The sequence below is a fragment of the Lachnospiraceae bacterium JLR.KK002 genome (assembly GCA_036941025.1).
Taxonomy (GTDB): domain Bacteria; phylum Bacillota; class Clostridia; order Lachnospirales; family Lachnospiraceae; genus Petralouisia.
The window spans coordinates 1,118,715-1,132,018 of the sequence record JAYMNP010000001.1; the positions used below are offsets into that span (position 1 = coordinate 1,118,715).

General features: G+C 41.7%; 17 protein-coding genes. 15 read left to right on the plus strand and 2 right to left on the minus strand.

From position 1 onward, the window contains the following. Positions 1-5: 5 nt before the first annotated feature. Positions 6-362, minus strand: coding sequence for a helix-turn-helix transcriptional regulator (locus VSQ32_05385; GenBank protein MEH2942301.1), 357 nt, complete (start codon positions 360-362; stop codon positions 6-8). Between the two features lie 205 nt (positions 363-567). Between VSQ32_05385 and VSQ32_05390 the strand changes: the two genes are divergently transcribed. The 7 genes from VSQ32_05390 (at position 568) to VSQ32_05420 (ending at position 5,280) form a co-directional block, all read left to right on the plus strand. After that, positions 568-765 (plus strand): helix-turn-helix domain-containing protein, encoded by a 198-nt coding sequence (locus VSQ32_05390; protein ID MEH2942302.1) that lies wholly within the window; start codon positions 568-570, stop codon positions 763-765. Next, on the plus strand, positions 758-1,447 hold the full coding sequence (locus tag VSQ32_05395) for a response regulator transcription factor (GenBank protein MEH2942303.1): 690 nt from the start codon (positions 758-760) through the stop codon (positions 1,445-1,447). Before VSQ32_05390 ends, VSQ32_05395 begins: the two co-directional genes overlap by 8 nt. A 4-nt stretch (positions 1,448-1,451) precedes the next feature. Further along, a complete protein-coding gene (locus tag VSQ32_05400; GenBank protein MEH2942304.1) occupies positions 1,452-2,390 on the plus strand; it encodes a sensor histidine kinase in 939 nt (312 codons plus the stop codon). A gap of 183 nt (positions 2,391-2,573) precedes the next feature. Beyond that, positions 2,574-3,497 (plus strand): ABC transporter ATP-binding protein, encoded by a 924-nt coding sequence (locus VSQ32_05405; GenBank protein ID MEH2942305.1) that lies wholly within the window; start codon positions 2,574-2,576, stop codon positions 3,495-3,497. Beyond that, positions 3,491-4,195, plus strand: a complete 705-nt coding sequence (locus tag VSQ32_05410; protein ID MEH2942306.1) for an ABC transporter permease — start codon at positions 3,491-3,493, stop codon at positions 4,193-4,195. The genes VSQ32_05405 and VSQ32_05410 overlap by 7 nt, the downstream gene beginning before the upstream one ends. Before the next feature lie 11 nt (positions 4,196-4,206). Continuing rightward, positions 4,207-5,067 (plus strand): DUF4097 domain-containing protein, encoded by an 861-nt coding sequence (locus tag VSQ32_05415; protein MEH2942307.1) that lies wholly within the window; start codon positions 4,207-4,209, stop codon positions 5,065-5,067. A gap of 24 nt (positions 5,068-5,091) precedes the next feature. After that, on the plus strand, positions 5,092-5,280 hold the full coding sequence (locus VSQ32_05420) for a cysteine-rich KTR domain-containing protein (GenBank protein MEH2942308.1): 189 nt from the start codon (positions 5,092-5,094) through the stop codon (positions 5,278-5,280). Between the two features lie 54 nt (positions 5,281-5,334). Here VSQ32_05420 and VSQ32_05425 read toward each other — a convergent pair whose 3' ends face one another. After that, entirely contained in the window at positions 5,335-6,720 is a 1,386-nt protein-coding gene (locus VSQ32_05425; protein ID MEH2942309.1) for an MATE family efflux transporter, read from the minus strand. Between the two features lie 123 nt (positions 6,721-6,843). Here VSQ32_05425 and VSQ32_05430 point away from each other — a divergent pair, with 123 nt between their 5' ends. The 8 genes from VSQ32_05430 to VSQ32_05465 all read left to right on the plus strand — a co-directional run bounded on the left by VSQ32_05430 (position 6,844) and on the right by VSQ32_05465 (position 13,234). Then, positions 6,844-7,371: a PadR family transcriptional regulator gene (locus VSQ32_05430; protein MEH2942310.1), complete on the plus strand. Its 528-nt coding sequence runs from the start codon at positions 6,844-6,846 to the stop codon at positions 7,369-7,371. Between the two features lie 190 nt (positions 7,372-7,561). Then, the gene (locus tag VSQ32_05435; protein MEH2942311.1) at positions 7,562-8,500 is read left to right on the plus strand and encodes a GNAT family N-acetyltransferase; all 939 of its coding nucleotides are present in this window, start codon (positions 7,562-7,564) and stop codon (positions 8,498-8,500) included. Beyond that, complete coding sequence (locus VSQ32_05440) at positions 8,460-9,800, plus strand: MATE family efflux transporter (protein MEH2942312.1); 1,341 nt, start codon at positions 8,460-8,462, stop codon at positions 9,798-9,800. Before VSQ32_05435 ends, VSQ32_05440 begins: the two co-directional genes overlap by 41 nt. 19 nt (positions 9,801-9,819) lie before the next feature. Continuing rightward, positions 9,820-10,008 (plus strand): cysteine-rich KTR domain-containing protein, encoded by a 189-nt coding sequence (locus VSQ32_05445; GenBank protein ID MEH2942313.1) that lies wholly within the window; start codon positions 9,820-9,822, stop codon positions 10,006-10,008. Positions 10,009-10,193: 185 nt separating this feature from the next. Next, entirely contained in the window at positions 10,194-11,057 is an 864-nt protein-coding gene (locus tag VSQ32_05450; protein ID MEH2942314.1) for an AraC family transcriptional regulator, read from the plus strand. A gap of 3 nt (positions 11,058-11,060) precedes the next feature. Beyond that, complete coding sequence (locus VSQ32_05455) at positions 11,061-12,131, plus strand: C45 family peptidase (protein MEH2942315.1); 1,071 nt, start codon at positions 11,061-11,063, stop codon at positions 12,129-12,131. Continuing rightward, the gene (locus tag VSQ32_05460; GenBank protein MEH2942316.1) at positions 12,115-12,315 is read left to right on the plus strand and encodes a cysteine-rich KTR domain-containing protein; all 201 of its coding nucleotides are present in this window, start codon (positions 12,115-12,117) and stop codon (positions 12,313-12,315) included. The genes VSQ32_05455 and VSQ32_05460 overlap by 17 nt, the downstream gene beginning before the upstream one ends. Positions 12,316-12,763: 448 nt before the next feature. Beyond that, positions 12,764-13,234, plus strand: coding sequence for a sigma factor-like helix-turn-helix DNA-binding protein (locus tag VSQ32_05465; GenBank protein ID MEH2942317.1), 471 nt, complete (start codon positions 12,764-12,766; stop codon positions 13,232-13,234). Positions 13,235-13,304: the final 70 nt, after the last annotated feature.

Consider the following 13,304-nt stretch of genomic DNA (forward strand, 5'->3'; position numbering starts at 1 on the left):
AGAGGTCAATCCTCTGGCTGCTCTTTTGCCGTACATATCCCCTGCGCCGTCCCTGCTATGATAGTCAGTTCCGCATCATCAAAAGTATCAAGAAGCACATCTAACCGCCGACGTAAAGTTGTTTTCCCTATTGGACTGTCTGGGTGTATGTACTGGTCTACGGATATATGGAACATTGTAACAAGCTGAATAAACAGCCGAAAGCTCGGATACTGCCCCTCTTTCTCCACAGATTGCAAATGCCTTGCCGAAATGCCAAGCTCCTCGGCTAATTCCTCTCTTGTAATTCGCTGCTTCTCACGGGCTTTTTGGATAGCCTGCCCCAATTCCATAAAGTCAAGGTTTCCTACGGCTTCGTTCATTTTTTCACCACCTGTTCATTAATTTTTCCCTTATATTTTACAGAAGTGAAAGTTCTGCTTAAACGATGTGAAATTTCCATACATAAGAAACTGTACTTCTTATTTTAGGAAAAATTATCTCTTGCTTTTCTCAATAACACTTTTTCTATAATTGTATTATTCGTTTTGACGCATTATAATATCAGTTATGAAGGAGGTTATTTCAATGTTTGATTACATGAATGTAAAAGAAGCGGCTGAAAAATGGGGATTGTCCGAACGGAGGATACAGGTATTATGCGCTACAAACCGAATCCCCGATGTAATGCGAATCAGCAATGTGTGGCTGATTCCAAAGACTGCATCAAAGCCTATAGACGGGCGTTTTAAAAAAAGAGATAAGGAGGAATCAGACAATGAGTAAGATTTTATTGGTTGAAGATGATATGGAAATCAGTACCATGCTAAAGAATTTTTTGCACACAGAAAAATTTGAGGTAATTACAGCGTATGATGGCAAAAATGCCCTCGACAGGTTCTTTTCGGATAGTTTCAGTCTGGTTTTGCTTGATTTGATGATTCCTCAAATAAGCGGAATTGAAGTCATGGAAAAAATCAGAGAAAACAGCACTGTCCCGATTATTATTATATCGGCAAAAGATACCGATTCTGATAAAACGCTTGGTTTAGGTTTGGGAGCAGATGATTATATAACGAAACCGTTTTCTGTCACAGAAGTATTGGCAAGGATAAAAGCAAATATCCGAAGAACTACACAGTATGCTGCAAGTGCAACAGAACAGCAGCCAATACTTCAAACGGGAAACCTTGTCATGCATCTGAATGAGTATTCTGTAACAAAAAACGGCTGTAAAATAGAGCTTACATCAAAAGAATTTGAAATTTTAAAGCTGTTATTGCAGAATCCAAAGAAAGTATATACGAAAGAACAGATTTACTCCCTTGTCTGGAATGATACCTATTATGGTGATGAAAATGCCGTCAATGTCCATATCAGCAGATTGAGGAATAAAATAGAGGATAATCCCCGTGAACCGCAGTATGTGATTACGGTATGGGGAATCGGATACAAATTGGGGGAGTGAAAGGATGAGCGATAAAACAATCATATTCTTTTTGGCAGTTGTTGTCTGCTTATTATTCCTTGTGGTTTTATACCAGCGTTTTATTTTTGGCAGGGGAATACAGGCAAAGATAAAACGGATGAATAAAAAGTTGGAGGAAATTTTAGAAACTGGTAGCGACGAGAAAGTAATGGTATTTACGGACAACCCTGTTTTGATGGAATTAGGGGGACAAATCAACCGCCTGCTGATAGACCGACAGAAAATAAGGGCAGATTTTAAAAGGGAAGAAATTTCTTCTAAAAAGATGCTGGCGAATATCTCCCATGACATAAAAACACCGCTAACGGTCATATTGGGTTATCTGGAAATTATGAGCTTGAACCATGCAGATAATGAGATGTTGAAAAAAGTAGAAACAAAAGCGAATCAAGTTATGAACCTTATCAATCAGTTTTTTACATTGGCAAAACTGGAATCTGGCGATACAAATATAAATCTTGGCAAAGTCAATATCAACGAGATATGCAGGGAGAATGTTTTGGAGTTTTACGATATTTTATTGCAGAAAGATTTTGATGTTGATTTGTTTATTCCAGAAACAGCTATTTTTGTGCAGGGGGAGAAAGAAGCCCTGCAAAGAATTTTATACAATTTATTGTCAAATGTAATACGCTACGGCTCCGACGGCAAATATTTAGGAGTTTTTTTGCGTCAAGACAAGGGTAATGTATATATTGATGTGGTTGATAAAGGGAAAGGGATTGAACAGGAATTTGCATCGAATGTGTTTGACAGGCTTTATACAATGGAAGATTCCAGAAACAGGGAAATACAAGGGAACGGATTAGGTTTAACGATTGCTAAGAACCTTGCAAAGCAGTTAGAGGGCGATATATTTTTAAACAGCATACCGAATGTCAAAACAACTTTTACAGTAAGCCTCAAAAAAATAACTTATTAAATTCCCTGCGAAAGAAATTCGTAAGAATTAGTCAAGAGTTTTGAAAATCTATATCGCTATAATGATATTCATAAAACACCTTTGGGCGTATTGCTATGTCCGAAAAAGGCGTTACTAAGGAAACACCCTACGGGTATCCCTCTATGCCAAAAAGCTGGCAACATTAAGGAAAGGAGGCAAAAAATGTCTTATATTTTGCAAACAAGCCATCTAAGCAAAACGATAGATGGGAAACAGTTAGTTACAGATGTGAATATCCATGTAAAGAAAGGTGAGGTATATGGATTTTTAGGACCGAACGGGGCAGGAAAAACCACGGTGATGAAGATGCTTACAAATCTATGGAAACCGACAAGCGGCACGGTTGCGCTGTTCGGGAAAGCATTGGAAAAAAACTCTTACGAGGTGCTGAAGCGTATGGGAAGCATCATTGAATTTCCTACATTTTATGACCATATGAGCGGAAAGGACAACTTACAGCTTCATTGTGAGTATATGGGATATTATAACAAAGGCAGCGTGGAGGAAGCACTCGGGATGCTTGGGCTTTCGGATGCGGCGGATAAGCCTGCGGGCAGCTATTCTTTAGGAATGAAGCAGCGTCTGGGGATTGCCCGTGCCATATTGTGCAAGCCAGAGTTAGTTATCCTTGACGAGCCGACAAATGGTTTAGACCCCGCAGGAATGAAGCAAATCAGAGATTTGTTTCGGATGCTATGTACCGAGTATGGAATGACGTTTATGATATCCAGTCATCTTCTCCCAGAAATAGAAAGTATTGCCGATACGGTTGGCGTTATCCATCATGGAAAGATGATGAAAGAAATATCCATGAAAGAAATTGCGGAAACAAATACGGCGTATATCGAGCTTGCCGTAGAGGATACAAAGAAAGCGGCGTATGTTTTAGCTGAAAAAATGCAGTTAAGTAATTTTAAAATCGTAAACGATTCGGCGATTCGTATTTATGAGCAGGGTATCACCACACAAAAGATTTCGAGGGAATTGATGGCAAATGATGTAGAGATTGCTTCCATCAGCCAACATACCGAAACATTGGAGGACTATTTCTTAAAAATTACATCGGAGGTGGGAAAATCATGTTAAAGCTTGTCAGACTTGAATGGAAAAAGAATAATATCGGGAAATATATCAAAGGCGTAATCATTATGGCGGCTCTGCTTGGCTTATTTGTTTTTGCGTTAGCGTTTTTGGGTATTGCCAACGACCCCGACGGAACACTGGATGCTGCGCCTGGGACAGATGTAATCTCCGCTCCCATTGAATTATTTACCAGCATGGCTTTTCTTATTTACACCAGTGTAATGTTGGCGACCTTTATTGTAAGCGCATACAAAAACAAGACCATGAATCTGATGTTTTCCTACCCTATTAAGCGGCAGAAAATCTTAGCTTCCCAAATGATTGCGGTCTGGACTTTTAATTTTGCCGCACTCATTTTAACAAAACTGGCAATTTATATGTGTGTGTTCTTTGGGGCAAAATTTATGCAGTCATCCTTTGTCGTTGATTTTTCAATAGGCAGTCTGTCATTTTATATACAACTGATACTAAAATCAGTGGTAATCGTCAGCATGAGCTTTATTGCCTTGTTTGTCGGGATGGCTTTAAAATCTTCAAAGGCAACGATTGTCACTTCATTTTTGTTGATTTTTCTCACGCAGGCGAACATTGGCGATTTCACAATGGCAGGCAACGCAGTATTTCCTATTATTTTGACGGCTATTTCTTTGCTTTTTGCCGCTTTGTCAATCATAAATGTGGAAAGCAAAGATTTAATGTAGGAGGCGGGGTTATGAATGTGAAAAAAATACTGTTAGCGGGGATTTTAGTGATAGCTTTTGGCATATGCGGATGTGGAAACAAGGAAAAAATAGATTCTAACGAGGAATTTTCGGCGGAAGGCATTTCAGAAATTGTATTGGATATTTCCTCTTGGAATTTAAAAGTGATGGCTTCCAGTGATGACAAAGTACACATAGCCTGCGAAGGAAAAGTAGAAAATGACCGTGATATGCAGGTTGTGCAGAAAGATGGAAAACTAATGGTACAGCAGGATGATGATACGGACAAAAATCTGGCGGAGCAATTTTCGTTTGGTGAAGCAGGGAAGATAATACTGTATATTCCTAAAGATAATGCTGTTTCATTATCCATGAACAATGGTTCGGGAGAGATGGAGTTGGAAGCGGTCAGCATTTCCGCTTTGTCCTTGAACAACCAGTCTGGCTATGTAACGATGTCTGATTTCATAGCTGAAAGCGTAAAAATAAAATCTCTTTCAGGCGATATTAAAATAACAGATGCTTCATGTACGGATTCTAATATCAATACAGAATCTGCATATGTTACTATGAAAAATGCAGTTATTGGAAAGGCTGCTGTTTCGACAGATTCTGGCGAAGTGAATATAAGCAACATAAACAGCTATGATTCCCTATCTGTAGAAACGGGTTCGGGAGATATAACATTGTCCCATGAAACGATGCCAGATAATTTATCCTGCCATATATCCAGTGGTTCGGACGATGTAACCGTACAGCTTAAGAATGCGGAATTCAGTACCGATACAGACGGATGTAAGGATGGGAGCATCGGAAAGGGCGAAAACAGTTTATCTATCATGAGCAACAGCGGAACAGTAATTGTAAAATAGTTTTGTTTTGGAGTGTAGAAAGATATGGAACGGTATCATTGGATATATTGCCCTGTATGCGAAAATAAGACACGCATGAAAATAAGGGAAGATACAGAAATAAGGAACTTCCCTCTGTATTGCCCGAAATGCAGGCAAGAAAGTTTAATCAATGTAAAATCATTAAAAGTAGTTGTTATGAAAGAGCCAGACGCACAGACGCAGAGCCGATGAACTTGTGGAAAACCTCACAGCTCATCGGCTCTATTTGTCAGAAAGAATAAATATTTAGTCGTTGTCTTTCGTGCTTATTGCGGTAGTTTGTTTCTGCATATCATTCAGCTTTTTGTGGAGCGGTATCGCCATGAATACCGTTATGACTGCGGAAAGCACATCGGCAATCGGCTGGGCGTACATAATTCCATTTAGCCCCCAGACAATCGGAAGAAGCAGGATAACGGGGATAAAGCAAATCCCCTGCCTGCAAGCTCCGAGGATAAAACCCTCTCTGCCTTTTCCCAAAGCAAGGAACAGGGAAGAATACACCGTATAAAATCCAAAGAGCATAATGGAAATGCCGTTTGCCCTCAAAGACGCTGCTCCGATGCGAATCATCTCGGCGTCGCCCTTTGTGAATTGGGAAACAATAGACGTAGGGAACAGAACCAGTATCACACCGAAAATTACACAGAAAGCCGTAGACCATAGGATGGAAGTCTTGATTGCTTCACGCAGACGGTCAAACTTCTTCGCCCCGTAACTGTACCCTGCAATGGGCTGAAAGCCTTTGATGAACCCGAATACGGACAAGCTGCCCATTGAAATAAGGCGGGTAACAACGCCCATGCCTGCAATGGCAGAGTCCCCGTAATCGCCAGCGGCATTGTTGATTAAGGAAATGGACACACTCGTTAAAATCTGGAATACCAATGTCGGGATGCCGATTTTGAAAATTTCAGACATGGTTTCTTTTGCGTATGTGCAGTCCTTAACCCGAAAATGGAATACGCTCTTTTTCCGAAAAATATAGGTCAGATATACGCAGGTTGAAACGATTTGTGAGATTGCGGTCGCTATCGCCGCTCCTGCCACGCCTAAATCAAACACATAAATAAACAGCGGGTCTAGGGCGATATTGAGTACCGCTCCCGTCAGCAAGGCACACATGGTTGTTTTAGCTGCTCCTTCGCTAGTCACAATGTTATTCATCGTGACATTGAACACATTGAAGATGCAGGAAACAATGTAAATTCCTGCGTATGTGGCGGCATAAGGCAGGATGCTGTCGGTTGCCCCCAAGAGCTTCAGTATGGGATGCAGGAACACCATAGAAATGAGAATGATGACCGCCCCTACGGATACGCTGCTGTATAAAGCGGTACTTGCCACTTTATCTGCATTTTCCTTATCCCCACGACCTAACAATCGGGAAATGTAAGAAGCCGCACCGTTTCCGAACAGCAGACCAAGACCGACAACAACCTGTCCGAGCGGATAGACCACGGAGATTGCCCCCATCTGGCTCTCCCCTAGCCCGCCGACAAAATAAGCGTCAACAAGGTTGTAGAAAGCATTTACCAACATGCCAATCATTGTTGGGATGCCCATTGCTAAAAGTGCTTTTGGTATGGATGTGCTGCCGAGCAGCTCCATCTTTTTACTTTGACTGTTCATTTTGAACTCCTTTCTCTTGACAAATAGTGCTATTTATACTACTATAAAATATAGTAGTTGTGTTGCGGGAATTATAATACTATAATTTATAGTAGTTGTCAATAGAAAAAGGAGGAATTTTAAATGGCGACCATTGACTTGATTGTATTGGGAATGTTGAAACGGGAATCAATGAGTGCATACGATATTCAGAAACTGGTGGAATACCGCAACATTTCAAAGTGGGTAAAAATCAGCACACCATCCATCTATAAAAAGGTTATCCAGTTGGAAGAAAAGGGGCTTATCACAAGCCGCACGGAGAAAGAGGGAAAAATGCCCGAAAAGGCGGTATATTCCTTGACGGATGCAGGAAATGAGGAATTTGAGAAGCTGATGCTCGAAATATCCTGCAAGCCGATTAACATATTCTTGGATTTTAATGCGGTTATTGTTAATTTAGAAAGCATGGAAAAGGAACAGCAGAGGGAATGTCTGGATAACATTGAAAGTAATATCAATATGCTGAAATCCTATCTTGAGGAGAACATGGACTTAAAAGAAAACGCTCCCGATGTTCCTGCCACGGGCATGGCAGTTCTGCAACAGCAATTTCGATTAGTGCAGGCAATCGAAGAATGGATAAGGGCATTGAAAGAAGAACTGCTGTAAATGAAGATGGTTTAAAACATAGCAAGAATGATGAAAAGATAGAAAACTCCTTGTGCTACAATATCTCATTGAACCCCTGCTTTGACATTTCGTAATGTTAAAAAAATGCGGGTGAAAACGAGGAAACACCACAAGGGTGTACCTCTATGCCCATAAAGCATGGGTGAGAATGAAGAAAGGAGGTCGCAAAATGCAAGGTCAGACAGTACGCATTGTTTCACAGGCTATCCGCTATATCGAAGAACATCTGCACGAAAAGATGGATTTAGATATGGTGGCATCGGCACTGCACTATTCCAAATACCACCTGCATCGGATTTTTACAAAGACCGTCGGCTTGACTATCCATGACTACGCAAAACGGCGGCAGCTTACAGAAGCGGCAAAACTTCTGGTGTTTTCTGCAAAACCGATTATCGAGATTGCCCTTATGAGCGGGTATGAAAGCCAGCAGGCATTTACGGATATTTTTAAGGCGATGTATAAGACTTCCCCTGCGGAATTTCGAGAAGCGGAAAACTTCTACCCGTTACAGCTTGAAATTTATCTGAAGGAGGAACTTATAAAAATGGATTTGACAAAAGACAATATAACATTTGCCACGCCCGAAGATGTGGATGACTGGATGGAACTGGTAAGCCTCACGATTGACGGCTATCCATGTCTGGATAAGGGAGATTACACCGCAAACCTGCATCGGTATATTGCGGATAAAAAGGCTTTGATTTTACGGGATGACGATATGGCTATTGGTGTGATGGGATTTTCGCCCGACACAGGAAGCATAGACTTTCTGGCTGTCCATCCACAGTATCGGCATCTCGGCATTACAAAGCTGTTCCTCGATAAGCTGGCAGAGGAATTACTTTGCGGGAAAGAGATTACCTTGACGACATATCGTGCAGGCGATAAGGCAGATACGGGCTGGCGGGAAGAATACCGCCGTCTTGGATTTGCAGAACGGGAACTGCTTGTGGAATATGGCTACCCGACGCAGCGTTTCGTGCTTCCACCGAAAAACAAGGAGGAAATACCGCAAGGGTATACCTCTATGCCCGAAAATACGGGCAGGAAAGGGGAAACAAGGAATGACCGAAACACAGAAAAACCCGTTGGCAGAGAGCTTTAACGCCATATCCCTCATCCGATTTGCTTTCCCAAGCATGGTGATGATGCTGTTTATGGGATTATACACCATTGTAGACACAATTTTCGTCGCACGGTTTGTAGACACGAACGCCTTGTCGTCCATCAATATCGTCTGCCCCGTCATCAATCTGATTGTCGGTCTGGGGACGATGCTTGCGACAGGAGGAAGTGCGGTCGTTGCGAAGAAAATGGGGAATGGAAACACAGAGGAAGCCAGAAGCAATTTTACGTTGATTGTCGTGGCAGGGGCGGTTATCGGTCTGCTGATTACAGCGGCAGGGCTTCTCTTTTTGGATGAAATCATCTGGGGATTGGGTGCAAGTGAAATCTTGTTCCCATATTGCAGGGATTATCTGACGATACAGCTCATTTTCGCCGCCTTTAACATGATGCAGGTGCTATATCAGAATCTGTTTGTGACGGCGGGGAAACCGACATTAGGCTTAGTGCTTGCTGTTTTGGCGGGGATTGCCAATATTGTTTTTGATTATGTCTTTATCGTTTTACTGCAAATGGGAATCAAAGGGGCTGCTATTGGGACAGGCATCGGATATATGATACCGTCAATTATCGGTACAATATTTTTTCTGATGAAAAGAAGTGAGCTGCACTTTTGCAAGCCTAAAATGGATGTATCTATTTTGCTGAAAAGCTGTTCCAATGGTGCGTCGGAAATGGTAAGCCAGTGTTCGACTGCCGTAACGACATTTCTGTTTAATGTAACGATGATGAAGCTGCTGGGCGAGGACGGCGTAGCTGCGATTACGGTACTCATCTATTCGCAGTTCCTCTTAACAACGCTTTATATTGGCTTCTCTATGGGAACAGCCCCCGTCGTAAGCTATAACTATGGGAGTGAGAATGTAAAACAGCTAAAAAAGACCGTCCGTATTTGTTTCGGCTTTATAGCGGGGATTTCCATATTTGTATTTTTGTTTTCCCTGCTTGGTGGAGAAAGCATTGCAAAGGTATTTGCAGAGAACAATAGGAATGTTTTTGAGATTACAAAGAATGGATTTAGCATTTTTTCATTCAGCTTTCTGTTCTCTGGATGCAATATTTTTTCATCCGCATTATTTACGGCATTATCCAATGGGAAAGCATCTGCAACCATATCTTTTCTGCGGACGTTTGGATTTATTACAGTGTTCCTTTTGGCGTTACCGAGATTTTTAGAGGTAACGGGCGTATGGCTTGCAGTCCCGCTTGCGGAGCTTTTCACTCTTATGCTGACAGTATATCTGATATGCAGGCATCAGAAACAATACAATTATTTTTGAAAGAAAGGCAGGCAGGAAATTGAAACAGACAGAATGGATATTATGCCCTGTCTGCGGGAGCAAAACCCGCAGCAGAATAAGGGAGGATACTATTCTGATAAATTATCCTCTCTACTGCCCGAAATGCAGGCAGGAAAGATTGATTGAAGTGAGAAATTTACAAACAATAGTCATCACAGAGCCAGACGCAAAGACGCAGAGCCGATGAACTTGTGGAAATCACAGTTTGTCGGCTTTTACAGTATGGAAATCTTCTTGAATCAGTAACGTGGCGGCATGGTTGAAATCAAATTTTTATTCTTATACACTATACTTGTGTTTACAAAAGATAGCAGAAAAAGAGAGGAAATATAAATCGGATTAAGCTATCCTTAACGACAAGGAGGTAAAAGGATGGAATGGTTGAAGAGGCTTGGAAAAGCCATTGATTACATAGAAGATAATCTGGATAAGGAAATATCGTATGATGAAGCAGCCCGCATTGCGTGTTGTTCCCCCTATTATTTCCAGCGTGTTTTTTCCTATGTTTCGGGTGTGTCGTTGGCGGAATACATACGCCGCCGAAAAATGACGCAGGCGGCATTTGAATTGCAACGGGCAGACAGCAGGGTAATAGACGTTGCATTAAAATATGGATATTCCTCTCCGACTTCTTTTAATCGGGCTTTTCAAAATGTTCATGGCATCACGCCAACAGCAGCTAAGCTAGGGGAAAGCGTCCTGCAAGCATATCCGTCAATTCAGTTTAAGATTGAAATCACAGGAGGAAACGCTATGGCATATCGCATTGCAAAAAAGCCGCCCCTGCGTATTGTGGGCATCCGTATCCCTTTGACTTCGGATATGGAAGATAATTTAAGGATAGTTCCAGAGTTTTGGAAAGCGTTATTGCAGGGAGAACAATTTTTGGAAATATGCAAGCTGTCTAATGGAGAGCCAAGAGGAATTTTAGGAATCAGCGTATATAGAAACCCGAAAGAAATTTATTACTACATCGGTGTTGCTACAAATTCCTCTGCTCCTGCGGGCATGTATGAATGTGAAATCCCTGCGGCTACATGGGTGATATTTGAAAACGATGGGCGTTTTAAGGAAGATGTGCAGAGTGTGTTCAAGCGGTTCTATATGGAATGGCTACCGTTCTCTGGGTATAAATATGCAGAGCTGCCAGATATTGAAGTGTATCCGATTTGCAGCGGACAGCCAGTAAACGGACATTCCGAAGTATGGATTGCAGTGGTTAAGGAGGATGATTAAACGGTGTATCATTTAAGGTTAAAGGGCGACCATTATGAAATGGGAATGAAGCGTGGAAAGATATTCAAAAAATGTCAGGTTTCTTTCCCTCTCCATTTGGATGAATTTCAACTGGAACATGGGAAACGGAGCGAAGCGGCATTAAGAAAATATTTCCCAGAGGTATGCGAGGAAATCAGAGGGGTGAGCGACGCCATAGGTGCGGATTATCTGCGTTTTGCTTCTTGGATGCTATGTATGGGATGCTGTATGTATAACTTGGAGAATAATATTCCCATTGAAGTTCGGGGATGTACAGCTTTCGCATATGCAAAGGGCGGAAGAATCCTATATGGCAGAAACAATGACTTGCCGCCTTATCTGCGGGAGGGGAGCAAAAGTGAAATCTATGCCCCGAAGAATGGAAATAGATTTAATATTACGACATCCTCTTTTATTAACGGGGAGGAAGGACTGAATGAACATGGTCTTGCGGTTGCAATGACTTTTGTAATGACCAGCCTTGATAAAATACAGGCGGGATTTAATTCCTGTTTCATCGTGCGGTATCTGCTTGAAAAAGCGGGTAATACAGAGCAGGCAGTTTCTTTACTAATGGAACTTCCAATCGCTTCTAACTGTAATATTCTGCTTGTAGATAAAAGCGGTGATATGAAAGTGGTTGAATGTACGTCATCCATGAAAAAAATCCGAGATGCGGAAAGTTTTGAGAATGGAAGAATTATTTGTACTGTCAACAGTTTTACATCCGACGAAATGAAGCAATATGATGATGCAAATGGGGATGATTATAATTCCCATAAACGGTATCAAGTTGTCATGGACAGTTTTGCTTCGGGACGGATAAAAGAGGATTATATCGAAACCACCAAGCAGCTTTTAAAGGGCGATTATGGCTTTATGTGTCAGTATGACAATGAGCCAGATTTTGAAACGGTCTGGAGTTCCGTATTTGACTTAGAGAGTTTGACTGTTTACCGTGCAGAGGGCGACCCAAGAAAAAAGAAATTTATAATGGACAACCGACTGCATGACTTAAAAATGAGAGGGCAGGCAGTTGTCAAAAAGCATTGAATGGATATTTTGCCCTCTCTGCGGAAGCAAAACCCGTAACAAGGTCAGAGAGGATACTGTTCTGATAAACTATCCTCTCTACTGCCCGAAATGCAGGCAGGAAACATTGATTAAAGCAAAGAATTTACGAGTAACAGTCATCACAGAGCCAGACACATTAGATGCAGAGCCGATGAACGTGTGAGCTGATCACAGTTTGTCGGCTTTTCTTTTTATATAACTAAAGGTAGGCACGTCCACCAAATTAAAAAAAACGGCGATTTGGTGGGCGGTATTGCTATGCCCGAAAGACTTAACAAGCACTCTCCAAACCTGTTTCAAGTTTGGAGGGACTTTTATTGCCTGCAAATAGCAATTTTCATTTACATATATCATATCGGGGATGGGTGGAAAGCCTGTTAAAAAAATCCTTGTCAATGCAAGGGGGCTTTCTACCCAAGAAGTAGAAGTCAAATCTCTACATATAAGAACAATTATATCTATAAACCGTGAGGGCGTGACAGCCTTTGCGGTTTTTCTTTTGTCGTTTTTTGTTAGAACAAGTAGTAAGGCGGTTTCTGGGATTGGATGCCGTTCTCCGCCCGTCAATCTGGATTTCCAAAAAAAATTCAGATTGATTGGAGGAAATTACAATGCTTGAAAAGCATCCAAACCGAAAAAAGGACAAGTATAATCCGTACACTTTGACGATAACCGAGGGACATTATTACCTCTCTTTTAAGGACGGGCGTGGAAAGCAGCAGAATATTGAGATTGACGAAATGCTGTACCAGACATTTGACAGATTTGAGCTTGAGGACATATCCCATCTGAACAGGGTGAGCAGGCACATTGAACACTCCGAACTGACCGAAGAAACGCTGAATGACCGAGCTTTTTATAAGGCAGAACGGATTGAGGATATTGTTTCAGAGAGCAGCGAATACGAGCAGCTACATAGGGCGGTTTCCGAACTTCCAGAAGTGCAGCGGCGCAGGCTGAAGCTGTACTTTTTCGGGGAGCTGACCTATGAGCAGATTGCAAAGCTGGAGGGCTGCAAATATCAAGCTGTCCAGTGTTCCATAAAAGCGGCATTAAAGGCGATAAAAAAATTTATGAAATAATTGCCTTGTGTTGTGGCAGTTGAGTGAGCAAACAGGTGAAGGGGATTAAAAACCCTTTCACCTGTTTGAT